General features: G+C 31.7%; 20 protein-coding genes and 1 pseudogene. 9 read left to right on the top strand and 12 right to left on the bottom strand.

The features are described 5' to 3' along the window. Positions 1-66: 66 nt before the first annotated feature. The 5 genes from KAR88_RS05145 to cetC form a co-directional block, all read right to left on the bottom strand. On the bottom strand, positions 67-1335 hold the full coding sequence (locus KAR88_RS05145) for an arsenic transporter (RefSeq protein WP_002777331.1): 1269 nt from the start codon (positions 1333-1335) through the stop codon (positions 67-69). Beyond that, complete coding sequence (gene mnmG / locus KAR88_RS05140) at positions 1335-3194, bottom strand: tRNA uridine-5-carboxymethylaminomethyl(34) synthesis enzyme MnmG (RefSeq protein ID WP_002784393.1); 1860 nt, start codon at positions 3192-3194, stop codon at positions 1335-1337. The genes KAR88_RS05145 and mnmG overlap by 1 nt, the downstream gene beginning before the upstream one ends. An 86-nt stretch (positions 3195-3280) precedes the next feature. Continuing rightward, a complete protein-coding gene (gene cetB, locus KAR88_RS05135) occupies positions 3281-3778 on the bottom strand; it encodes a bipartate energy taxis response protein CetB (RefSeq protein WP_002823048.1) in 498 nt (165 codons plus the stop codon). Between the two features lie 17 nt (positions 3779-3795). Further along, a complete protein-coding gene (gene cetA, locus KAR88_RS05130) occupies positions 3796-5175 on the bottom strand; it encodes a bipartate energy taxis response protein CetA (RefSeq protein WP_002788358.1) in 1380 nt (459 codons plus the stop codon). A gap of 120 nt (positions 5176-5295) precedes the next feature. Beyond that, positions 5296-5790: an energy taxis response protein CetC gene (gene cetC / locus KAR88_RS05125; protein WP_002777342.1), complete on the bottom strand. Its 495-nt coding sequence runs from the start codon at positions 5788-5790 to the stop codon at positions 5296-5298. Positions 5791-6046: 256 nt separating this feature from the next. Between cetC and KAR88_RS05120 the strand changes: the two genes are divergently transcribed. Beyond that, positions 6047-7423, top strand: a complete 1377-nt coding sequence (locus KAR88_RS05120; RefSeq protein WP_002777343.1) for a cation:dicarboxylase symporter family transporter — start codon at positions 6047-6049, stop codon at positions 7421-7423. On the opposite strand, the gene KAR88_RS05115 is transcribed toward KAR88_RS05120, so the two are convergent. After that, the gene (locus KAR88_RS05115; protein ID WP_002777344.1) at positions 7420-8223 is read right to left on the bottom strand and encodes an inverse autotransporter beta-barrel domain-containing protein; all 804 of its coding nucleotides are present in this window, start codon (positions 8221-8223) and stop codon (positions 7420-7422) included. The genes KAR88_RS05120 and KAR88_RS05115 overlap by 4 nt on opposite strands. 143 nt (positions 8224-8366) lie before the next feature. Here KAR88_RS05115 and KAR88_RS05110 point away from each other — a divergent pair, with 143 nt between their 5' ends. Next, the gene (locus tag KAR88_RS05110; protein ID WP_002777345.1) at positions 8367-9893 is read left to right on the top strand and encodes an inorganic phosphate transporter; all 1527 of its coding nucleotides are present in this window, start codon (positions 8367-8369) and stop codon (positions 9891-9893) included. A gap of 2 nt (positions 9894-9895) precedes the next feature. Here KAR88_RS05110 and KAR88_RS05105 read toward each other — a convergent pair whose 3' ends face one another. The 3 genes from KAR88_RS05105 to gatB are packed head-to-tail and all read right to left on the bottom strand — an operon-like array spanning position 9896 to position 13403. Then, the gene (locus tag KAR88_RS05105; RefSeq protein WP_002786473.1) at positions 9896-11077 is read right to left on the bottom strand and encodes a metal-dependent hydrolase; all 1182 of its coding nucleotides are present in this window, start codon (positions 11075-11077) and stop codon (positions 9896-9898) included. Between the two features lie 8 nt (positions 11078-11085). Then, positions 11086-11985 (bottom strand): NAD(P)H-dependent glycerol-3-phosphate dehydrogenase, encoded by a 900-nt coding sequence (locus KAR88_RS05100; RefSeq protein ID WP_002777349.1) that lies wholly within the window; start codon positions 11983-11985, stop codon positions 11086-11088. Beyond that, complete coding sequence (gene gatB / locus KAR88_RS05095; protein ID WP_002786474.1) at positions 11985-13403, bottom strand: Asp-tRNA(Asn)/Glu-tRNA(Gln) amidotransferase subunit GatB; 1419 nt, start codon at positions 13401-13403, stop codon at positions 11985-11987. Before gatB ends, KAR88_RS05100 begins: the two co-directional genes overlap by 1 nt. 114 nt (positions 13404-13517) lie before the next feature. Between gatB and luxS the strand changes: the two genes are divergently transcribed. From luxS to metF, 5 genes are all read left to right on the top strand, one after another. Continuing rightward, a complete protein-coding gene (gene luxS / locus KAR88_RS05090; protein ID WP_002786475.1) occupies positions 13518-14012 on the top strand; it encodes an S-ribosylhomocysteine lyase in 495 nt (164 codons plus the stop codon). A gap of 315 nt (positions 14013-14327) precedes the next feature. Then, a complete protein-coding gene (locus tag KAR88_RS05085) occupies positions 14328-15320 on the top strand; it encodes an isopenicillin N synthase family oxygenase (protein ID WP_002829553.1) in 993 nt (330 codons plus the stop codon). 13 nt (positions 15321-15333) lie between these two features. Continuing rightward, positions 15334-16104, top strand: a complete 771-nt coding sequence (locus tag KAR88_RS05080; RefSeq protein WP_002781303.1) for a MetQ/NlpA family ABC transporter substrate-binding protein — start codon at positions 15334-15336, stop codon at positions 16102-16104. Between the two features lie 22 nt (positions 16105-16126). Further along, complete coding sequence (metE, locus tag KAR88_RS05075) at positions 16127-18391, top strand: 5-methyltetrahydropteroyltriglutamate--homocysteine S-methyltransferase (protein ID WP_057037217.1); 2265 nt, start codon at positions 16127-16129, stop codon at positions 18389-18391. Between the two features lie 9 nt (positions 18392-18400). Next, positions 18401-19249 carry a methylenetetrahydrofolate reductase [NAD(P)H] gene (gene metF / locus KAR88_RS05070; RefSeq protein ID WP_192801300.1) on the top strand — a complete coding sequence of 283 codons (849 nt, stop codon included), beginning with the start codon at positions 18401-18403 and terminating at the stop codon, positions 19247-19249. 9 nt (positions 19250-19258) lie between these two features. Here the strand turns inward: metF and KAR88_RS05065 are convergent, their stop codons facing one another. From KAR88_RS05065 to radA, 3 genes are all read right to left on the bottom strand, one after another. Continuing rightward, positions 19259-19459 carry a hypothetical protein gene (locus KAR88_RS05065; RefSeq protein ID WP_002777366.1) on the bottom strand — a complete coding sequence of 67 codons (201 nt, stop codon included), beginning with the start codon at positions 19457-19459 and terminating at the stop codon, positions 19259-19261. After that, positions 19456-20136 carry a F0F1 ATP synthase subunit A gene (locus KAR88_RS05060; protein ID WP_002777368.1) on the bottom strand — a complete coding sequence of 227 codons (681 nt, stop codon included), beginning with the start codon at positions 20134-20136 and terminating at the stop codon, positions 19456-19458. Before KAR88_RS05060 ends, KAR88_RS05065 begins: the two co-directional genes overlap by 4 nt. 150 nt (positions 20137-20286) lie before the next feature. After that, positions 20287-21627: a DNA repair protein RadA gene (gene radA / locus KAR88_RS05055; protein ID WP_002777369.1), complete on the bottom strand. Its 1341-nt coding sequence runs from the start codon at positions 21625-21627 to the stop codon at positions 20287-20289. A gap of 135 nt (positions 21628-21762) precedes the next feature. Here radA and KAR88_RS05050 point away from each other — a divergent pair. Both KAR88_RS05050 and KAR88_RS05045 read left to right on the top strand, forming a co-directional pair. Beyond that, positions 21763-22618 (top strand): annotated as a pseudogene (locus KAR88_RS05050) (carbon-nitrogen hydrolase family protein). Between the two features lie 2 nt (positions 22619-22620). Next, positions 22621-23502, top strand: coding sequence for a polysaccharide deacetylase (locus tag KAR88_RS05045; RefSeq protein ID WP_002790083.1), 882 nt, complete (start codon positions 22621-22623; stop codon positions 23500-23502). The last annotated feature ends 2 nt before the right edge of the window (positions 23503-23504 follow it).

The raw sequence follows: 23504 nt of genomic DNA, 5'->3' as shown, positions 1-23504 counted from the left end.
TTTTTAACCAAATTATTAGTGTATCTAAAATAAAATAAATTTTTTCTTTGTTTACTAAGTTTTGTTTTAATATTGTAAAACAAGTGCAAAAAGTGAACAAGTAAGTACTGGTAAAGTGATTAAAAAACCAAATTTACAATACTTCCAAAAAGAAATTTCTATACCTTTTTTTGCTAAAAGTCCCAACCAAAGCAAGGTAGCTAAAGAACCTATGGGAGTAAGTTTTGGTCCTATATTAACTCCTAAAAGATGTGCATAAACCATACTTTGAGGAAAATTTTTTAAAGCCAAATCGCCAATCAATGCCATAGGCAGATTATTAAATACAGAAGAAAGAAAAGCCGAGATAAACCCTGTTCCAAAAATAGCAGTAATTGCATTTTGAGCCAAAATATCATAGATAAAAATTAAAATATCGCTGATTCCAACTTTATGTAAGGCAAAAACCACCATATAGAGTCCAAAACTAAAAGCAAAAATACCCCAAGGTACATTTTTGATAATTTTCAATGCCTCTCTTTTTTTTAAAAAACAAACAAAAAACCAAAAGAGTAAAGCGCCGCTTACAGCAAAAAAACTAGCATTTAAGTTATAAATTTCTCCTATAAAAAAACTTGATACAAAAAATATTAAATAAATAACACAAAAAATAAAAAGCTTTACCGAAATACAATCATTTGATGAAATATTGATTTCAAGCCCCTTAGGTAATATTTTTGCAAAAATCAAAAATACCATTATAATAGTAGACAATAGCACAAATAAATTAGGCAAAAACATAGTCTTAGCGAATTCTAAAAAATCAAGATTAAAATAATTAGCTGTAATAATATTTGTCAAATTTGAGATAATTAAAGCATTTGAACTTGCATCGCACAAAAAAGAAACACTGAGTAAAAATGCACTTAAGATAGCGCTTTCTTTATAATTTTTAAGAGTTGAAAAAAGCGCAAGTACAATAGGCGTAATGATTAAAATAGCTCCATCATTTCCAAATAAAGCCGAAAGACAAAAAACAAAAGCGAGCATAAAAAGCATTAATTTTTTAGTGTGAATTGCATGAGAATTTTTAAGTTTTGAAAGGCGCAAAATTCTTATAGCTATAAAGCTAAAAAACCCTAACACTTCCAAGCTAAAGGAAAGTATAATCAAGCCCACAAGTGTTAAGGAGCTATCCCAAACAAGATCAAAAACAAAAGAAGCATCCTCTAAATTAACCAGCTTAAAAATAAATGCAAACAAAGCCCCAAAAATAGCAATCAACCATAAAGGCAAATTCCACGGACGCCAAAAAAGTAAAATCAAGGTAATTATAAAAATTACACTGGCAAGCATTAAGATTTTTTCTTTTGCATTTTTATATAAATTTGTAAAATATCTAAAGCCGCAGGGGTAATCCCACTGATCTCACTCGCTGCAAAAAGCGTTAAAGGCTTATGTTTTTGAAGTTTTTCTACAACCTCATTACTCAATCCACTCACACTTGTAAAATCAAAATCACTTGGAATTTTCATATCAATTAAATTTTTCATTTTTTCAACTTGTGATTTTTGCATAGCGATATAATGATAATATTTAGCCTCATTTAAAATTTCTCTTAAAGAATACTCATCCATATTCTCAAAAATCGTATTTAATTTTTTTAGCTTTTCTATATCAAAACTCGATCTTGCGACAATTTTTTGCAAATTGACTATGGAAGTGATTTTTTCCTCTCCTATACTCGCTAGAAAGGCATTATTTTCAGTATTTGGAGTAAATTCTTTTTCAAGAAGTAATTCAAGTCCTTTTTGAGTATTTAAACGAATATTTTCTATAAACTGATAAGACTCATCTTCTAAAAGACCCAACTCTTTACCATACTTTCCAAGTCTTACGATGGCATTTTCTTCTCTTAAAAGCAGTCTAAATTCAGCCCTTGAAGTAAACATTCTATAAGGCTCTTTTGTGCCTTTAATGACTAAATCATCAATCAAAACACCGATATAAGCTTCATCTCTACGCAAAATAAAAGGTTCTTTATTATCCAAAGCTAAAACAGCATTCACTCCTGCCATAAAACCTTGAGCCGCTGCTTCTTCATATCCTGTAGTGCCATTAATTTGTCCTGCGCAATAAAGATTTTTAATTTTTTTTGTTTCTAGAGTATGATAAAGCTCCGTTGGTTCTATATAATCATATTCTATAGCATAGCCAAAGCGTGTAATTTTAGCCTCTTCAAAACCTTTTACTGAGCGTAACATTTGAGTTTGTACTTCATAAGGTAAAGAAGTAGAAAAACCGTTAATATAATACTCCGTCGCATCGATAGTTTGAGGCTCTATAAAAAGATGATGACTTTCTTTGTCGCTAAAACGATTGATTTTATCTTCTATAGAAGGACAATATCTTGGCCCCACACCTTCAATCTGTCCCGTAAAAAGTGGAGCACGATAAAAATTATTCTTAATAATCTCATGTGTAGTTGTATTAGTGCGTGCGATATAACAAGGAAGTTGTATAGGATTAAAATTTTTTGTTCTAAAGCTAAAAGCTTTAGGGTTTTGATCGCCGTATTGAATTTCTAATACATCAAAATCAATACTCTTAGCATCCACTCTTGGGCAAGTCCCTGTTTTTAGTCTACCCATTTTTAAGCTAGTACTTAATAAATTCTGACCCAAATTCACAGAGGCAAGCTCCCCTACCCTACCCGCTGTAAGTTTATTTTCCCCCACATGGATAAGTCCGTTTAAAAAAGTCCCTGTAGTTAAGATCACTTTCTTCGCTTCATAAGTATTTTGAAGATTGGTTTTAACCCCTACAACGCTACCATTTTCATAAATCAATTCGCATACTTGCTCTTGAGAAATTTCTAAATTCTTAAGCTTTAAAAGCTTATTGCGTGCAACGATACGATATTTATCCATATCAATTTGCGCCCTACTTCCTCGCACCGCAACACCCTTACTTTCATTTAAAATGCGAAATTGTATCCCTGCTTCATCGGTGATTTCACCCATAAGACCACCCATGGCATCAAGTTCTTTTACCAAATGTCCTTTTGCAAGCCCTCCTATAGCCGGATTACAACTTGCTGCTCCTATTTGCTCAATCAATGTAGTTAAAAGTAAGGTTTTTTTACCCATTCTAGCAGCAGCAGCACTTGCTTCAACACCCGCATGTCCGCCACCTATAACAATGACATCAAACATATTTTGCCTTAAAAATGTGAATTATTAAAAGAAAGATTATATAATACTTAGACTTAAAACAAACTCGTTTTAAGTCTAACAAAAAATTATCTAGTTTCTTGAAGAGAGAAAATTAACTCATTATAAGTTTTATCTGCATCTTTGCAAAAATTTTTAAGCATCTCAACACCCTTATTTAAACCTTGTTGTTGTTCTACTCTTAGAAGATCACTATAAAGGCTTTCTATCGTAGAAATAGCGCTTTTATTTGGCATACGACGAACGGAATAATAGCCTATGATATTATTATTAATATCTATTGATGGAGTTACATTTGCAAAAACCCAATAATAATTATTATCTTTGGTTTTGTTTTTTACGTAAGCAAAAATTTCCTTACCCTCTCTCATATAATCCCATAAATATTTAAAAACAGTTTTTGGCATCTCTTCATGTCTTACTATGTTATGAGGTTTATTTAAAACTTCACCCATGGTATAACCTGCATATTTTAAAAAATCATCATTTGCATAAACTATTCTACCTTTTAAATCTGTTTTAGAAGTAATTAAACTATCTTCTTGCAAAAAAATTTCTCTTGACATTTTCCCACCCTCTTAATTTATATTTTTAATTTTGCTAAGATTTCAGCACTTCTTTGCTCTAGTGATTTAATATCATTTACAATCGCATCATAAGCTTTTTGATCGATATAATCTTGACTTGATTCTTCTATTGCTTTTTTAGCGTTATCTTTTATAAATTCTTTAGCTAAATTTAACTCAGTTTCAGAACTAAGCTCATTAATAACACCTTGAGCTCTCTCATCTTGACAAAGATTAGAAATTGGATCTACACTTTCAAGATTGAAATTTTGAGCCCCATTTAAATTTAAATATATATTTGATTTATAAAGAATATGATCGATTTTAACCACAGATAAAATCAATCTCTTTGCAAAGGATCCAAAATTAACACCAAGAGCACTACTATTTTCTTCTAGACGTTTAAAAGCTTGAGAAAATTTATTAATTCTTTCTTCAGATTCACTAACAATGTTAAAAACTTGCTCACTGCCACTTTGGATATTTACAAAATCTTGTTGCATAGTCTGAATTGCAATAGAAATTTCACTTGTAGATCTTTGAGTCCTTTCTGCTAATTTTCTAACCTCATCAGCCACAACAGCAAATCCTCTACCATGCTCTCCTGCACGCGCAGCTTCAATAGCAGCATTTAAAGCTAGAAGATTGGTTTGATCAGCTATATCACGTATTACTTCAACCACTGAAGTGATATTTTGAGAATTAGCCACAAAAGTTTGCACTGTTTCCTTGCTTGAATTTACAACATCCATTAAAGAACCCATAGCACTTTGTAAAGAATCCACTTCTGAGCCATTTTCTGTAGCTGTATGAGAAATGGCATCAACTGTATCATATACATTTTTCATCATACTAATATCTTGATTTAATGAGCTAGAAATTTGAGACATATCTTTATTTTGATTTCCAAGGCTTAAATCCATTAAAGTTCTTGATAAAGCATTTTTAAAAGTAGATCTTGCTGTCACTTCTATGTTTGCTAAAGCTTTATTTATAAATTCGATATTATGAGCAAAAATTCCTTTTAAACCTTCAGGTAAAGCCTTGCGATAAAATTCACCTTTTTGAGAACAAGAAATAGACGTATTAATTTCCCTTAAGTAAGCTTCTAGCCCATCAATAGTATTGTTAAGATTATCTGCTATTTCGGCTAATTTTTTGCTTTTTGTTTTTACATAGATGATTCTATTGTCGAAATTACCCTCTTTTAACTCTCTACAAAGAACCAAAAGTTTATCTATCATTATTTGCTCATCTTTGTGTTGTCTAAACAAATAAATCATTAAAACAGCGATTAAAATAAAAATTATCACTCCAACATAAATATGAAAAAAAATAGCACCTAAAATACCAATAATGCTTAGAAAAATAGTTAATAATAATCCATTTTTCACCATAAATTTACCCCTTTTATTGAAAATTTTTTGAAATCATAAATCAAAACAATACTTTAACGATGCACTGATTTAATTTTTAGTAGAAGATTATATAATAATAAAGATTAGATATATCTTATTTTAATTATTTTCTTGTAAGTTAAAAATAAGCTCATTGTAAGTCATTTTATAAGAACTTACAATATCCATTAAAGCTGAAACTCCAGCATTAATACCTGATTTTTTCTCTTTTTCAAGTAAAATTTTATAAACTTCTTCAATTATAGAAATAGATTTTCTATTGGGTGCACGACGAACAGAATAATAATTGATGATATTTCCATTAGCATCAAATGAAGCACTTACATTTGCAAAAACCCAGTAAAAATTACCATCTTTGGCTTTATTTTTCACAAATGCAAAAATTTCATCTCCTTTTTGAATATAATCCCAAAGACATTTAAATACAGTGCGTGGCATATCTTCATGTCTTACTATATTATGAGATTTATACAAAAGTTCATCAACTTTATAACCTGCGTATTTTAAAAAGTCATTATTGGCATAAATGATATTTCCCTTAAGATCAGTCTTGGATGTGATAAGAGCATCTTTTGCTAAGAATATTTCTTCCATAGTTTAATTTTAATTCCTTAAAATTTTAAATATAATTTCAAATTATTATAATTTATTTATAATAAAAAATAAATAAATTAATTATGATATTTAATGAGATAAATAAAATCATAATAATTGAGAAATTTAGTAACACGATTAAAAAAATTGATTTTACTAAAAACTTGTTTTAATTATTTAAACTATGTTCTATTTATTTTTTGCTAAACTTTTAGAATTAACTTAATCTCTAAAAGTGGAATTATAAGGAGTTATTTTGGAAACTTTAAGTCAAACCTTTGCAGAAAGAAAACCTCCATTATATAAACGCATGTTTAAAAGTTTGGGTTTTTGGGTTATTGTAGGTATTGTTGCAGGCATTGTGCTTGGCTATGTAAATAAAGAAATGGCTATAGCGAGTAAACCTGGAGTTGATTATTTTATAAGCGCTTTAAAAGTTCTTATTGGTCCTATTATTTTTGTTACCCTAGTTTTAGGTATCATTAGCCTTGAAAGCCTTAAAAAAGTTGGAAGTATAGGTGCTAAAGCAGTTATTTATTTTGAAGTTGTAAGTACCTTAGCGCTTGCTTTAGGTATTTTTATGGCAAACATAATGCAACCTGGTCACGGGATGAATCTTGATCCAAAACAACTTGATACTACAAGCGTGCAAAAATACATTTCTCAAACAACTGAAGTAAGTGCAAGTTCAGAGATCATGCATATTTTACAAGATGCTATGCCAAGGGATATCATAACTCCTTTTACCGAGGGCAAAACTATGCAAGTTTTAGTTATTGCTATCATTACAGCTCTTATTATTTCTTTAATGAGAATAGAAGATAGACAAGCTATTCAAAGAGTTCTTGAAGTAATTCAAAACTTTGTCTTTAAAATTTTACAAGTTATCATGTATTTTAGTCCAGTTGCTGCTTTTTCGGCTATGGCGGTACTTATAGCCCAATACGGTTTAGGCTCTTTAATTAATCTTGCATATTTATTACTAGTTATGCTTGTATCATGTCTTATTTTTATTTTTGGAATTTTAGGTTTAATTTGTTATTTTGCAAAAGTCAATATATTTAAATTTATGCGCTTTATTTCTAGAGAAGTACTTATAGTATTTGCAACAAGCTCTAGCGAATCCGCTCTTGCTCCTTTGATGAGAAAACTTGAAAAAGCAGGTCTTTCTAAGGCCACTGTCGGACTTGTTTTACCAACAGGTTATAGTTTTAATCTTGATTGTACCAATATATACCTAGCTATGAGTTTGATTTTCTTAGCTCAAGCTTTCAATGTAAATTTAAGCTTAGCTCATGAAATAAGTATTCTAATAGTCTTGATGATAGCTTCAAAAGGTGCAGTAGGTGTTACAGGATCAGGATTTATTGTTCTTGGAAGTACTCTAGCCGCTTTAGGCAATATGGAAATTTCTGAAGCAAATGCAACTTTAGCACAAGTTTTACCTGTAGCTGCGATAGGAGTTCTTTTAGGGGTTGATAAATTTATGTCAGAAATGAGAGCGGTTGGAAATCTTTGTGGAAATTCAGTTGCAGCTTTAATCGTAGCAATATGGGATAAGCAAATTGACTGGGGAAAATTCCGCTACGCTCTAGATAATCCAGAAAAATTCCACAATGCTGGTATGCATTAACGCACCCTTTGCAAGAAGTCATAACGATTAACTTCTTGCAAGGCATTATCCTTTTTTCTAAGTTGCTTCACAAAGCTCTCATTAAAATTGAAACTAAAACCCACCTGCAAAACAGTATCGTCAATAGCTTCATTTGCACTAAAATCACGGCGTAATATTTTTAAACTCAAAACACTATAGGGCGAATACGACACTTGATAATTTATCTTCTCACTATCCTTGCTGATATCAAAGATAAAAGCACTATAAGATGGTATAGTAAAACTTACTCCAAACTGCAAATTTTCATCTGCTTCATTTGGAACATAATAATTACTATAAGCTTTTACAAATTGATAATAACCCAATTCAGCTCCAAAGCTTTTACTTTCTTTTTGCTCTTTTTGCCCATCAATAAAGCCATTTATACCCAATAAAAAATCATCTTTCTCATAACGATTGATTAAACCACCTGAATAATTATAACTATCTTGTGTAGCATAAAATTCTTTTTGAAAAAGCAAAGAATTATTCTCCCCCTCATAAAGCGAGTTTAAATTTTTAATTTGCACATTTTCATTTTGAAAATCTAAATTTCCATCCGTTTTATCAATACCATTTTTATTTTCTAATACATTAGATAATATACCATTTAAAGCACTTTTAAAATCAATATTTTCTTCCTTTATTGTCGGTGCTTTTTGGGTAGCTTGATAATTAAATTTTTGCCATTTATTTTGATTATTTTTTAAGGCATTATCTAACTCATCGGCATTTAGCAAAGAGAAAAAAAGTATAAGCATATATAAAATACTTTTCATCACTTTTCCTAAAATTATAATTTATTTATTTTTCATTATAGAAAATTAAAATAAATAAAAATTAGCTACAGAGAATAAGAGCTCTAAAATTTGCAAATTCAGGATTATAAGGGTATAATTAAAGTTAAAAAAGGCTTAACTTTATGCAAAAAGATAATCTTATCGCATTTATCATCTTTACCATTAGCGTAATCGCATTTATCATTTGGGGATTTGGCTATATCTCCCAGCACCAACTCATACTCTTTATACTCGCTTCCATTTTTGGCATATTTATGGCATTTAACATAGGCGGAAATGATGTAGCAAATTCTTTTGGTACTAGTGTGGGAGCTAAAACCGTAACCATAAAACAAGCTTTGATCATAGCAGCTGTTTTTGAACTCAGCGGTGCTATTTTTGCAGGGGCTGAAGTAACCAAAACTATACGCAGTGGAATAGTTATATTTCCTGAACAATTTGATCCTATGCTTTTTGTTGCTATCATGCTAGCCGCTCTTTTAAGCTCGGGTGTTTGGATTTTTATCGCCACAAAAAAAGGCTTGCCTGTATCTACTACACATAGTATCATTGGTGGTATAGTTGGAGCTAGTATCATGATGGGGCTTTTAAAATTTGATGGATCACAAACCTTATCCATGGTTAAATGGAGCGAAATAGTAAGGATTGCTGTATCTTGGGTGATTTCACCTCTTTTAGGAGGACTTGTAGCTTATATCATCTACTCTTATATAGATAAAAAAATACTCAAACCCTCAGAGAAACTTGGCGAAGAATTAAAAAATTTAAAAAAAGAAAGAAAGAAATTTAAAGAAAATTATTTTTTAAATCTTAAAACCAAAAGTATGGAAGAGCAAATCAAAGAACTCTCAGCCATAGCCTTAGAGGATGAAGGACAAGAAAATAGCTTCTATAAAAATCAAATCAAAGAATTTAAAGAAAAAGAAAAAAATATAGATATTTATTCTGTTTTAAAAACACATATGCCTATTATCGCTTGCATTGGAGCTGCTATAATTGCTGCTATGTTTTTATTTAAAGGTTTAAATAATGTTAGCACTTTAGATATTTTGCAAAATTTTTGGATTATAGGAATTGTAGGAACCATAAGCTATGTTGTAACCTTTGCCATAGTAAAGATTGTTAAAAAAACCGAATTAAACAAAACGACCGATAGACTTTTTGCTTGGTTTCAAATTTTTACCGCTTCTAGTTTTGCTTTCTCTCATGGGGCTAATGATATAGCTAATGCTATTGGCCCTTTTGCTGCGATTTTAGATGTTCTTAAAAACGGTACTATCAATGCAAATTCTCCCGTACCTTTTGCTGCTCTAGCTATGTTTGGAGTCGCTTTGGTTATAGGACTTTGGTTTTTAGGAAAAGAAGTAATTACCACTGTGGGTTCTAAGCTAGCTTCTATACGCCCTACCACAGGATTTAGTGCAGAACTTGGAGCAAGTATAGTCATACTTTTAGCAACTCAATTTGGAATTCCAGTAAGCTCAACACATATTTTAATCGGTGCAGTTTTGGGTATAGGGGTATATAATAAAAATGCAAATTGGATGATGATGAAACCTATAGGTTTAGCTTGGATTATTACTTTGCCAGCCGCTGGGATAATGGCAGCACTTGTATTCCTAGGATTTAAATTAAGCTTAGGACTTTAAGCTTAATTTAAAATTATTTTTTCACCCTTTACAAGATGTAATTTAACCTTTCCAAAAAGTTTGTCATTTGCATAAAGTGAGCTTTTTGGAGCAGAAATTTCTTCATTTTGATCAAAAAGAACCAAATTTGCTTCCTTACCAACTTCTATAATTCCACTATTTAAACCTAAAAATTCACTTGGATTTTGGCTTGTTGCTTTGCAAAGATTTTGCCAAGTTAGAAGATCTTCTTTGATAAGAAAAGTATAACAAAGGCTCATAAATTCACATACACTATGAATGCCAAAAGCCGCCTCATCAAAAGCTAGATCTTTTAAAGAAATAGACTTTGCGCTATGTAAAGAACTTAAGAAGTCTATCTTTCCTTGTTTTAAAGCTTGTTTCAAACTTTCTTTATCTTCTTTGCTTCTTAAAGGTGGATTGAGTTTTGCTGCTGTATTAAATCCAGCACATGCACTATCATCTTTGATTAAATGATGTATGCTGATAAGTTTTAAATTTTCATCCTCTAAAAGCTCTATAGAACGCTTAAGACTGAGCAGATCAAAAATCACTTTAACACCATAAAATTTAGCTATTTCTTGAATCTTTGCTACTTCACTACTTTCAGCTACTGCGCTCATGCCTGCAAGACCTAATTCAAAACCTGTCTCACAATCATTCATCACGCCATTATCATCAAAATTCTCATCATGACATTTTACAAAAATACTTTTTTCTTTCATTAAAGCATATTGCATACCTACACGCAAAATATTTGCATTACTCGAACTCTTAAGTTCTAGAGCATGTGCACCTTTGTTAAAAAGCGTAGCTAAATTCTTAAGCTTGCCTTGTTTGTCTAAAGCACAAATACTTGGAAAAATTTGAATCTTTCTAGTTTTTAAATTCTGCAAAAAAAGCGAAAAGCTTTCTTCATCAAAATCCATGCAATCACGCAAGATTATAGCACCAACCCCTCCTCTTAAACACTCCTTTTCTAAAAGTTCTAGATTGCTTAGGGAGAATTTATCATTTTTTAAATTTACACATAAATCTACAAAGGATGGCAATAAAGTCATTCCTTGAGCATCTAATACTTCATCATTATCGTCTAAATTTGCGCCTATTTTTACTATCTTTCCATCTTTAATTAAAAGATCTTGTAAATTTTCACCATAAATTTTAGCATTTTTAATCAGCATTGAAACTCCTAATTATCCTTTGTTTTTAATAAATTTTGTACTGCTTGTTTAACATTTTTTCCTTGCAAGATCTGTACTATTTCATTTACAATAGGTGTATAAATTGCTTTATCTTTTGAAATCTTTGCTATAGCATAGGCTGTTTTTACCCCCTCTGCCACCTCACCTAATTCCTGTAAAATATCATCGAGTTTTTTTTCTTTTGCCAAAGCCAAACCCACGCGATAATTTCTTGACAGTACACTAGTTGCAGTTAAAAATAAATCTCCTGCGCCCCCAAGCCCCAAGAAAGTTTCTTCCTTAGCTCCAAAAAATTTACCAAAACGATGCATTTCAATAAGACCTCTAGAAATCAAAGAAGCCCTTGCATTATTTCCAAGTCCTAAACCATCGCTTATACCGCTAGCAATGGCTAAAACATTTTTATAAGCGCCACAAATTTCAGCACCGCGCACATCATCATCTGTATATACTTTAATAAAATCTGGAAAAAAACTTGCAAATTTTTTACATAATTCTTCTTTTATCCCACTTACAACTAAAGCACAAGGAAGATTTTGCATTACTTCGGCTGCAAAAGAAGGACCGCTTAAAACACATAGCTTATCTCTATCTATAAATTCGCTAAAAATTTCATCTAAAAACTTACAAGTTGAAGTATCTATACCCTTAGAAGCGATAAGAATTTTTTGACCCTTGTTAACAAAATTTTGTTTAAGCCAAGAATAAATTCCTTGAGAGCTTAAAGCAAAAACCAAATATTCACAATTCAAAGCCTGCTCTAAACTCACAAAATAAGGCAAATCTCGCTGTGTGCGAGAAGTCATAAAACAAGTATTATTAATACTTAAAGCACTGTATAAAGCACTGCCCCATTTTCCTGCGCCGATGATTGCAATTTTGCTCATCAGCCCAACTTTGCTTTTAAAATTTCATTGACTTTGTTAGGATTAAAGGCTCCCTTACCTTCTTTCATAGTCTGCCCTACAAAGAAACCAAAGAGCTTATCCTTCCCGCTTTTATACTCTGCAACCTTATCAGCATTGGCATTTAAAATTTGCTCAATTACTGCTTCGATAGCTGAATCATCGCTAACCTGCTTAAGCCCTAACTTTTCAATCGTTTCATCAATATCCATATCTGGATTTTCAAAAACATGAGCTAAAACATCCTTTGCTGCTTTTGCACTGATCACACCCTCTTCTATGCGTTTGATTAAGGTACCAAGTTTGATCGCATCTACTGGGGAATTTTCTATCGTTAATTCCCCTTTTAAAAGTCCCATAAGTTCAGTATTTAACCAATTTACACAAAGCTTAGGATTTAAATTTAAAGCAATCAAACTTTCAAAAAAACGACTCATTTCTAAAGAACTGATTAAAACCTCAGCATCACTTTCTTTTATACCAAGCTCGTCTATAAAGCGTGCTTTCTTCTCATCAGGAAGTTCAGGGATTTTAATATCCAAAAACTCATCTTTTAATAAAACAGGCAACAAATCAGGATCTGGAAAATAGCGATATTCTGCCGCTTCTTCTTTACCACGCATACTTCTTGTAACTAAATTTGTTGTATCAAAAAGTCTGGTTTCTTGAACTACTTCTTGTTCGTAAGTTCCATCTTCCCAAGCCTCACTTTGTCTTTTTACCTCATATTCTATAGCTTTTTGGATAAAACGGAAAGAATTAAGATTTTTAATCTCTACTCTAGTGTAAAGCTTAGTATCGCCCTTTGGTCTTATACTTACATTAGCATCACATCTAAAACTTCCCTCTTGCATATTTGCATCAGAAATATCTAAAAAACGTATGATAGAATGAAGTTTTTTAAGATACGCCACTGCTTCATCACTGCTTCTAAGTTCAGGTTCGCTTACAATTTCAAGCAAAGGAGTTCCTGCGCGGTTTAAATCTACTTTAGAATAATTATTTTCGTGGATATTTTTACCCGCATCTTCTTCTAAATGCGCTCTTGTAATACCTATGCGTTTATTTTCGCCATTTATATTGATAAAAAGCTCACCTTTTTCTACTATAGGAATATCAAATTGTGAAATTTGATAAGCTTTGGGCAAATCTGGATAAAAATAATTTTTTCTATTAAAAACACTTTTTTTGTTTATAGTAGCATTTACCGCTTTCCCAAAAGCGATGGCCTTTTTTACCGCTTCTTCATTTAAAACAGGTAAAGCACCCGGTAAAGCCAAACAAGTGGGACAAACATTTGTATTTGGAGCTTCTCCAAAAGAAGTTGCGCATGAGCAAAATATTTTTGTTTTGGTGTTTAGTTGAGTATGTACTTCAAGTCCTATAACTACTTCAAACATTGATTTTCCTTGAATTTTAATGCTTTATTTTATCCTTTTTTCTTTTAGAAAGGCTTTAAATATTATTTTTAAATGTTATAATCTATAAAATAATTTATATACAAAGGAGTTAAAATGCCATTACTTGATAGTTTTAAAGTAGATCATACCAAAATGCCAGCACCCGCTGTGCGTTTAGCTAAAACAATGAAGACACCAAAAGGCGATGATATTAGCGTATTTGACTTGCGTTTTTGCATACCCAATAAAGACATCATGAGTGAAAAAGGTACGCATACACTAGAACACTTATTTGCAGGTTTTATGAGAGATCATTTAAATTCGGATTTGGTTGAAATCATCGACATTTCGCCTATGGGATGTCGCACAGGTTTTTATATGAGTTTAATTGGCACACCTGATGAAAAAAGTGTTGCTAAAGCTTGGGAAGCCTCAATGAAAGATATTTTAAATGTGAGCGATCAAAGTCAAATTCCTGAACTCAATATCTATCAATGTGGAACTTGTGCTATGCATTCTTTGGATGAAGCAAAAGAAATTGCACAAAAAGTTTTAAATTCTACCATAGGCATAATGAACAACGAAGAATTAAAACTTGAAAATATCTAAAAATTAGTCCTTAAATTTCTAAGGACTAAGCTTTTTTTAATATATTTTTTTATACAATGTGCAGAATTTAACTTTCTAAGGAGAAAAAATGAAACTGATGTGCCAGATGTGTAATATCTAGTGCGTCCTTTGGCTTTAACATTATGTTTCCAAAGGCCCAAAAGGTGGATAAGGAGATATAATGTGTAGAAAAGTCAAAAAGTTTATTTTTTTCAAAACACAACTTAAAATCCTAATTTTTAGTTAAATCTTACGAAACAAAATCTAAACATTAAGATATCTTCTTATCCTTAAATATAATTTTAAGGAGAGAAAATGAATTTACCTGTACTTGATTTAAAGATTTATGAAAAAGACAAAAGTGCCTTTCTTAAAAATCTAAGAGAAGTTACTTCAAATGTAGGTTTTTTTTATCTTATCAATCACGGTATCGATAAAAATTTAAATGAAAAATTATTTAAACTTAGTAAAGATTTTTTCAATCTTCCTAGAAGCTCTAAAGAACTTATTTCCATGGTGCATTCGCCTCAATTTAGAGGTTATACAAGCGAAGGCTTTGAATATACTGCTGGAGAAAAAGATTATAGAGAACAAATTGACATAGGCACAGAAAGAAAAGCTTTAAAATGGGATTTAAATTCGCCCCTATGGCAAAGATTAGAAGGTCCAAATTTATGGCCTGATGAAATTCCTGAACTTAAAGAAATATTTTTAGCTTGGCACGAACAAACAAGAAACGCTTGTTTAAAAATTTTACAAGCATTTGCCGAAGCTCTTGATCTGCCTAGCGATGCCTTTGGTAAACTCTATGGTGAAAATTCTTATGAACATTGTAAAATCATACACTATCCAAAAAGCTCCAAAGATGCCTCTCGAGGAGTAGGACCACACAAAGATGGTGGACTTATTACCTTTGTTTTTCAAGAAGAGCAAAACGGACTTGAGGCTTTCATAGACGATCAATGGATTAGTGTTCCTCCACTTGAAGGTAGTGTTGTGGTTAATATAGGAGAATTTTTAGAATTAGCCACTAATGGTTATCTAAAAGCTACTATACACCGAGTAAATTTAAGCCCTAAAGAACGCTTTAGTATAGCTTATTTCCTTGGAGTGCAGCTTGATAAAGATATTCCTATTTTTCCATTAAATCCTGAACTTGTCCAAGAAAGCAAGGGCGTGGATACAGATCCAAAAAATCCACTTTTAAGAAATGTTGCTAGCAACTATTTTAAAAGAATGATACGCTCACATCCTGATGTAGCACGCATTTATCACAGCGATTTAATAGAAAAATTCAGTTTCGCATAAAAAGGAGGGAATAATGACTATATTTGCAAAAGCTTTTTGCATAGCAACTCTTTTTACAGGCTTTGCCTGGGCTAATGAAGAACTTAAAGTAGGTTCTTCAGTTGTCCCACATGCAGACATTTTAAAGTTTATCAAACCTACTCTTCAAAAGCAAGGTTATGATTTAAAAATTTACGAATTTAATGATGGGGTGATTCCTAATATTATGGTGGAAAATGGCGAACTTGATGCAAATTATTTTCAGCATGAACCTTATTTGAAAGAATTTAATCAAAGACAAGGCACTCATCTTGTAAAAGTTGCTAGTATTCATATCGAACCTATGGCGGTATATTCTAAAAAACATAAAGAATTTCAACCTAAAACAGGGGCAAGTATATCAATACCTAACAATCCTACAAATGAAAGTCGTGCTTTACGCATAGTAGCAAGTGCGGGATTAATCGAGATTAAAGATAGCGAACTTGTTACGCCTTTGGATATCGTAAAAAATCCTAAAAATCTTAAATTTGTAGAATTAAAAGATGCCCAACTTACAAGAAGTTTAGATGATGTAGATTACTCTCTTATCAATAGTAATTTTGCAATTTTATCGGGCTTAAATCCTATAAAAGACGGGCTTTATACAGAAAATAAATATAGCGAATATGGCAATATCATCGCCGTTAAAGCAGGAAATGAAGAGCTTGATAAAATCAAAGCCTTAGTCAAAGCTTTACAAAGTGATGAAGTTAAAAATTTTATAGAAGAAAAATATCAGGGTGCTTTAATCCCTACTTTTTAATTTAACAACAAAGGAGAACAATATGAAAAATTCAATCATTTCTTACCCAAGAATAGGTGCAAATAGGGAATTAAAATTTGCTATTGAAAAATATTTTAAAGCTCAAAGTTCTAAAGAAGAGCTTTTAGAAACTGCTAAAAATTTAAGAGCTAGACATTGGAAAGATATCCAAAATGCGGGGATTGATTTCATTCCTAGCAATGATTTTTCGTTGTATGATAATGTACTAGATGCGGCTGTGCTTTTTAATATCACTCCAAAACGCTATAAAGATTTAAATTTAGATCCTTTAGATGAGTATTTTGCACAAAGTCGTGGTTATCAAGGAAAAAATGGAGATACCATAGCTCTAGCAATGAAAAAATGGTTTAATACAAACTATCATTATTTAGTACCTGAGTGTGATGATGCAAGTATTATAGCTTTAAGTGGAGATAAAATTTTTAAAGAATACCTTGAAGCAAAAGAGCTTGGCATAGAAACAAAACCTGTTTTAGTGGGAATTTTTACCCTCTTTAAACTCATAGCCTTTAAAGATGAAAATACTAAACAACTCGCTAAAGACAAGCTTTTACAAGCATACATTGAACTTCTTAAAAAGCTTAATTCATTAGGGGTAGCATGGTTAGAACTTGATGAACCTTATTTAGTTTATGATTTAAATCAAGAAGATATTGCTTTATTTGAAGAATTTTACAAAGAACTTTTAAAACACAAGGGAGAAGTTAAAATCTTGCTTCAAAGCTATTTTGGAGATTTAAGAGATATTTATACTAAACTTCTAGAAAGTGATTTTGATGCTTTGGGGCTTGATTTTGTAGAAAGCAAAGAAAGTTTAAATTTAATCCAAAAACATGGTTTTGCTAACGACAAAATACTTTTTGCAGGTATAGTAAATGGTAAAAATATCTATGCTAATGATTACGCAAAAAGCTTAAAACTTATCAAAGAACTTCAAAAATACACTCAAAATATAGTTATAAATACCTCGTGTTCACTCTTGCACGTTCCTTATAGCACAGAATTTGAAACTAAATTAGATTCAAGTTATCTTAAACTTTTCTCTTTTGCAAAAGAAAAACTTAAAGAATTACAAGACTTAAAAGCTATCATAAATAGCAATGAAGAAAATCCTCTTTTTAAAGCCAATCAAGAACTCTTTAAAAATATTCCTAATCGTTTAGATGAAAAAGTAAAAGCTAGACTTCAAACTCTAAAAAAAGAAGATTTTGTAAGAAAGCCTGAATTTAAAGAGCGTATCCAAATTCAAAAAGAATTTTTAGAACTTCCTGTTTTACCAACCACAACCATAGGATCATTTCCTCAAAGTGCTGATGTACGCTCTAATCGTCTTGCTTTTAAACAAGAAAAAATTTCAGCGCAAAACTATACTGAATTCAATCAACAAAAAATTAAAGAATGTATCCAAATTCAAGAAGAAATAGGACTTGATGTTTTAGTGCATGGGGAATTTGAAAGAAATGATATGGTGGAATATTTTGGAGAAAATTTAAAAGGCTTTTTATTTACTCAAAATGGCTGGGTTCAAAGCTATGGAACAAGATGCGTAAAACCACCTGTAATTTGGGGCGATGTATCACGCACAAAACCTATCACTCTAGCATGGTCTAAATTTGCTCAAAGCTTGAGTAAAAAAATCGTAAAAGGTATGCTAACAGGTCCTGTGACTATACTCAATTGGTCTTTCCCAAGAGAAGACATCAGCCTAAAAGAAAGCACCGAGCAAATAGCTTTAGCTTTAAGAGATGAAGTTTTAGATCTTGAAAATGCGGGCATTAAAATCATACAAATTGATGAAGCGGCTCTAAGAGAAAAACTGCCTTTAAGAAAAAGCGATTGGCATAGTGAATATTTAGATTGGGCGATTCCTGCTTTCAATCTTGTACATAGCGGAGTAAAAACCAAAACACAAATTCATACCCATATGTGTTATAGCGAATTTAGCGATATCTTAAAAGAAATTGATGCAATGGATGCAGATGTAATATCTTTTGAAGCTTCAAGATCAAATCTCAATCTTTTAGATACCCTAAAAGCTGTTAACTTTCAAACTGAAGTTGGACCAGGAGTTTATGATATACATAGCCCTAGGGTGCCTAGCGTGGAAGAAATAAGCTCAACCATAGAAAAAATTCTTAACAAATTGCCTAAAGAGCAAATTTGGATCAATCCAGACTGCGGACTTAAAACAAGGGGTTATGAAGAAGTTGTAGCTGCTCTTAAAAATTTAGTTATTGCCACACAAAAAATAAGAGAGAAATTATAAGGGGGTTTTATGTGTAGCTTTTCTTTTGAAATTTTTCCACCAAGAAGAGATGAAAACATTAAGAATCTTAATGCAATTTTAGATGATTTAGGACAATTAAGTCCTAACTTCATCAGTGTAACTTTTGGTGCTGGCGGCTCTATAAATTCAAAAAATACCCTAGAAACAGCAAGCTTAATTCAAGAAGAATATAAAATTCCTAGCATAGTGCACCTACCTTGCATTCATTCTAGTAAGGAAAAAATTATAAGCATACTTCAAGAATGCAAAGAAAGACAACTTGATAAAATTCTTGCTTTAAGAGGGGATGTATGTAATGATTTGGAAAAAAGTAAAGATTTTTCTTATGCAAGTGATTTGATCTCTTTTATCCAAAAGCAAGGAGAATTTGAAATTTATGCGGCTTGTTATCCTGAAAAACACAACGAATCTCGAAATTTTATAGAAGATATACACCATCTTAAAAATAAAGTTGATGCAGGCACAGACAAACTCATCACTCAACTTTTCTACGATAATGAAGATTTTTACACTTTTAAGCAAAATTGTGCTTTAGCGGGTATTAATATTCCTATTTATGCAGGCATTATGCCTATTACAAACAAAAGACAAGTATTAAAAATTTCACAGCTTTGCGGAGCTAAAATTCCACCTAAATTTGCCAAAATTTTAGAAAAATACGAAAACAATACTTTAGCCTTAGAAGATGCTGGAATTGCTTATGCCATAGATCAAATTGTAGATTTGATTACTAGCGGGGTGGATGGAATTCATCTTTATACCATGAATAAATCCAAAGCAGCTATAAAAATTTATGAAGCCGTAAAATATTTATTAAAAGAAGAACTTCACGCTTAAAAATAAAACTTACTTGCTTTTATCTTGATTGATTTTAAGTTTTAATTCATAATTTTCTATAAGACAAACAAAAACTAAAGATAAAAGCAAACCCGGAAGAAGTCCTAAGAAAAAATATAAAAAAGAATGAAATTTAAAAAAGAAAAAAAGTGCGCCAAAAAGCATTAAAGCTAAGGACGCACCTTTGAAGAATTCTAAGATATAAATCAATGACCTTCCTCAACTATCGTTGCACCTGCTAGATAAACATAAGTCAAAATCATAAAAATGAATGCTTGTAAAAATGCCATAAAAGTTAAAAGAACATATGCAGGAAGCGGTGCAATATAAGGCACAAGAGCCAAAATTACCATTAAGAATAAATCATCACCCTTGATATTTCCAAAAAGACGAAAAGATAAAGAAACAACGCGAGAAAGGTGAGATACTACTTCGATAGGAAACATCAAAGGAGCAAGGAATTTAATAGGACCCATAAAATGAGCAAAATATTTTATAAAACCTTGAGTACGAATTCCTTCAAAATGATAATAAACAAATACAATAATAGCCAAAGAAAGTGTTAAATTTAAACTTGCTGTTGGAGCATGAAAGCCTGGTATAATACCGATGATATTACTAAAGAAAACTATAATTCCCAAGGTTGCTACAAGAGGAAGATATTTTCTCGCACCTTTTTCATCTCCCATAGTGTCGCGTCCCATTGACAAAACACCCTCTAAAAACGCTTCACCTAAATTTTGCATACCGCGTGGAACAAGTTGCATAGAACGAGTAGCCATTGAAGCACAAATGACAGCAATCAAAGCTACCAAACCTAAATGAAAAAAATAAGAAAAAGTATGACTTGAGTCAAGTAAAGAACTGAATAAAAATAAATCTTTCATAATTTCCTCGCTATTTTTTAAACTCTAATTATATTATCATCTTGCTTATATTTTAATGAAAACTAACAAAATATTCACTCCTAATTTAATAAAAAAATAGCTCTAAATTTGTTGATGTTAAAACAAAAAATATAAGGCTTTATAGCAATATCACATCCATTCTAAAACTTGGGCAAGCTCTTTGGCTACAAAGCATTTAAGCCCTACATCTTCTAAAGGTTTAGATGGAATAATAGCATTTTTAAATTTTTGCATTTTAGCTTCTTTTAAACGGGTATCAAGACTAAAAACTTCTCTTATTTCTCCATTTAAACTCAATTCCCCTATAAAAACACAATCCTTACTCAAAGGGCGATTTTTAAAACTAGAAATAATAGCCGCAACCACAGCCAAATCAGCCGCAGTTTCATTTACCCTTACTCCACCGCTAATATTTACAAAAACATCATAATGACCAAGAGGAATTTCTAATTTTCTTTCAAGTAAAGCCAAAAGCATATCAAGACGATTTTTTTCATAGCCTGTGGCACTGCGTTTAGGATAAGAACTCTCGCACACTAGAGCTTGCACCTCTAAAACCAAAGCACGAGAACCCTCCATTACAACACCTAAAGCACTGCCTGAAGTAGCTTTACCTCGCGTAAAAAAACGATTGGCTAAATCTTTTGCACTAATTAAACCCTTAGGAGTCATTTCAAAAATTCCCACCTCGCTTGTGCCACCAAAGCGATTTTTAAAACCCCTTAAAAGCCTGATTTCTTTAGTTGCATCCCCTTCAAAATAAAGCACCACATCGACCATATGCTCTAAAACCCTAGGGCCTGCTATGGCTCCTTCTTTGGTGATATGTCCTATTATAAAAGTGCTGATATTGTAAGTTTTGCTTACTCGCATAAGTTCAAAAGTGATCTCGCGCACTTGAGTGATACTTCCAGCTGCTGAAGCAATTTTGTTTGAATATAAGGTTTGTATGGAGTCGATGATAAGAATTTCATAATTTTTCTTATGCAATTCTTCTAAAATATTTTCAAGACAAAGCTCTGTAAGTAAAAATAAATTAGGAGTATTAGCCTCAAGACGATCGGCTCTTAATTTGATTTGCGCCTTACTTTCTTCTCCGCTTACATAAAGAACTTTTTTATTTTTTTTAGCCAAATTAGAAGCAATCTTTAGTAAAAGTGTAGATTTGCCAACCCCAGGGCTACCACCTATAAGCACCAAAGAACCCTCAACAAGCCCTCCACCTAAAACCAAATCCAGCTCATCATCATCAGTGCTACACCTTGAAAAATGCTCGAGCTCCACATCTTCTATACAGATAGCCTCGCTTGCTTTTGTACTTGCTTGTGCGATTTCTTTTAAAACTTTAATTTGTTCAGATTTTAATTCTATAAAACTATCCCAAGAACCACACTCAGGACATTTTCCAAGCCATTTGCTTTGCTGATTTCCGCAAGCTTGGCATTCAAAAAGAATTTTATTTTTAGCCATGATACTTTCTTTAAAGAATATTTATTGCAATAATTTTTCACATTATAACAAAAATTAAATTAAAATTTAACAAAAAGTCAAATAAAATTAAGTTTTATATGATTATAATATAAATAAAATAAAAAAGGCTAGAGTATGCAAAAATTACTAAAAGTCGCCCTAATCCAATTTGCTCCAAAATCTTACGAGGTTCAAAACAATCTCGATAAAGCCTTAAAGCTTGTCCATCTTGCATTAGAGCAAGGTGCTTGCTAGACTGATAGTTTTGCCTGAACTTTACGATAGTGCTTATTGTGTGGAAGATCAAGATGAAAAATTTAGCTTAAATTTACATCAAGCACATCCTAATCTTGATGCATTACAAAAATTAGCTAAAAACTATCAAGCTTATATCGTAGCATGTTCTATAGAAAAAGATACCCAACTTTATGATAGTGCTTACATCATTAGTCACAAAGGTCTTTTAGGTGTTTATAGAAAAATTTATCTTTGGGGTAATGAAAAAGAAAGATTTACAAGAGGAGATAAATATCCTATTTTTGAACTAGAATTTGAAAATTTTAAACTCAAATTAGGTTTGCAAATTTGTTATGAAATAGGCTTTAGCGAAGGATCTAGATTTTTAGCGCTTCAAGGAGCTGAAATCATTTGCTTTCCTTCAGCTTTTGGAAAAGCAAGAACTTATGTTTGGGATCTAGCAAGTAGATCTAGAGCCTTAGAAAATGGTGTTTTTGTCTTGGCTGCTAACCGATCTGGAAGTGAAATTTCTAAGATAAATAATGAAACTTTAACCTTTGCTGGAAAATCAAAAATTATCAATCCTAAAGGAGAAATTATAAAAGAGATCTTAGAAGAAGAAGGTTTTATCATAGCTGAACTTGATCTTGAAGAAGTTCAAATTCAAAGAAAAAATTTACCTTATCTTAAGGATTTAAATCTCAAATTAAATCAAGAAATATTAACAAACATCCATCTTAATACAAAGGAGTAAAAATGGCAAAAGAAATTCTAGTTGCTTATGGCGTGGATATTGATGCGGTAGCAGGATGGCTAGGAAGCTATGGAGGTGAGGATTCTCCTGATGATATTTCAAGAGGTCTTTTTGCAGGTGAAGTGGGTATCCCTAGGCTTTTAAAACTCTTTAAAAAATATAATATTCCTGCAACTTGGTTTGCTCCAGGACATTCCATAGAAACCTTTCCTGAACAAATGAAAATGATAGTGGATGCAGGACATGAAATAGGTGCCCATGGATATTCACATGAAAATCCTATTGCAATGAGTGCTAAACAAGAAGAAGATGTTTTACTTAAAAGTATAGAACTTATAGAAAAAATCAGCGGAAAAAAACCAAGTGGATATGTGGCACCTTGGTGGGAATTTTCAAATATCACCAATGAGCTCTTGCTTAAACACGGCATCAAATACGACCATTCTTTAATGCATAATGACTTCACACCTTATTATGTGCGTGTTGGAGACAAATGGACTAAAATTGATTATAGTAAAGATGCCAAAGAATGGATGAAGCCTTTGGTACGCGGACAAGAAACAGATTTGATTGAAATTCCTGCAAATTGGTATTTAGACGATCTTCCTCCTATGATGTTTATAAAAAAATCTCCAAATAGCTTTGGTTTTGTCTCTCCAAGAGATATAGGCCAAATGTGGATAGATCAGTTTGATTGGGTTTATAGAGAAATGGATTATGCTATTTTTCCTATGACTATACATCCTGATGTAAGCGCTAGACCTCAAGTTTTACTCATGCATGAAAGAATTATTGAACATATCAATAAATACGAAGGTGTAAAATGGGTAAATTTAAACGATATGGCGGATGATTTTTCAAAACGCTTTCCAAGAAAAAAATAAAT

This window comes from Campylobacter sp. JH23 (genome assembly GCF_017846595.1).
Lineage (GTDB): Bacteria > Campylobacterota > Campylobacteria > Campylobacterales > Campylobacteraceae > Campylobacter_D > Campylobacter_D coli.
Note: the sequence above shows the minus strand (reverse complement) of the source record. Positions and strands in the feature narration are given on the sequence as shown.

Bases quoted from the DNA above. Each gene is read 5' to 3' on its own strand.
- KAR88_RS05145 (WP_002777331.1), bottom strand. From the start codon at position 1,335: ATGCTTGCCAGTGTAATTTTTATAATTACCTTGATTTTACTTTTTTGG.
- mnmG (WP_002784393.1), bottom strand. From the start codon at position 3,194: ATGTTTGATGTCATTGTTATAGGTGGCGGACATGCGGGTGTTGAAGCA.
- cetB (WP_002823048.1), bottom strand. From the start codon at position 3,778: ATGTCAAGAGAAATTTTTTTGCAAGAAGATAGTTTAATTACTTCTAAA.
- cetA (WP_002788358.1), bottom strand. From the start codon at position 5,175: ATGGTGAAAAATGGATTATTATTAACTATTTTTCTAAGCATTATTGGT.
- cetC (WP_002777342.1), bottom strand. From the start codon at position 5,790: ATGGAAGAAATATTCTTAGCAAAAGATGCTCTTATCACATCCAAGACT.
- KAR88_RS05115 (WP_002777344.1), bottom strand. From the start codon at position 8,223: ATGAAAAGTATTTTATATATGCTTATACTTTTTTTCTCTTTGCTAAAT.
- KAR88_RS05110 (WP_002777345.1), top strand. From the start codon at position 8,367: ATGCAAAAAGATAATCTTATCGCATTTATCATCTTTACCATTAGCGTA.
- KAR88_RS05105 (WP_002786473.1), bottom strand. From the start codon at position 11,077: ATGCTGATTAAAAATGCTAAAATTTATGGTGAAAATTTACAAGATCTT.
- KAR88_RS05100 (WP_002777349.1), bottom strand. From the start codon at position 11,985: ATGAGCAAAATTGCAATCATCGGCGCAGGAAAATGGGGCAGTGCTTTA.
- gatB (WP_002786474.1), bottom strand. From the start codon at position 13,403: ATGTTTGAAGTAGTTATAGGACTTGAAGTACATACTCAACTAAACACC.
- luxS (WP_002786475.1), top strand. From the start codon at position 13,518: ATGCCATTACTTGATAGTTTTAAAGTAGATCATACCAAAATGCCAGCA.
- KAR88_RS05085 (WP_002829553.1), top strand. From the start codon at position 14,328: ATGAATTTACCTGTACTTGATTTAAAGATTTATGAAAAAGACAAAAGT.
- KAR88_RS05080 (WP_002781303.1), top strand. From the start codon at position 15,334: ATGACTATATTTGCAAAAGCTTTTTGCATAGCAACTCTTTTTACAGGC.
- metE (WP_057037217.1), top strand. From the start codon at position 16,127: ATGAAAAATTCAATCATTTCTTACCCAAGAATAGGTGCAAATAGGGAA.
- metF (WP_192801300.1), top strand. From the start codon at position 18,401: ATGTGTAGCTTTTCTTTTGAAATTTTTCCACCAAGAAGAGATGAAAAC.
- KAR88_RS05060 (WP_002777368.1), bottom strand. From the start codon at position 20,136: ATGAAAGATTTATTTTTATTCAGTTCTTTACTTGACTCAAGTCATACT.
- radA (WP_002777369.1), bottom strand. From the start codon at position 21,627: ATGGCTAAAAATAAAATTCTTTTTGAATGCCAAGCTTGCGGAAATCAG.
- KAR88_RS05045 (WP_002790083.1), top strand. From the start codon at position 22,621: ATGGCAAAAGAAATTCTAGTTGCTTATGGCGTGGATATTGATGCGGTA.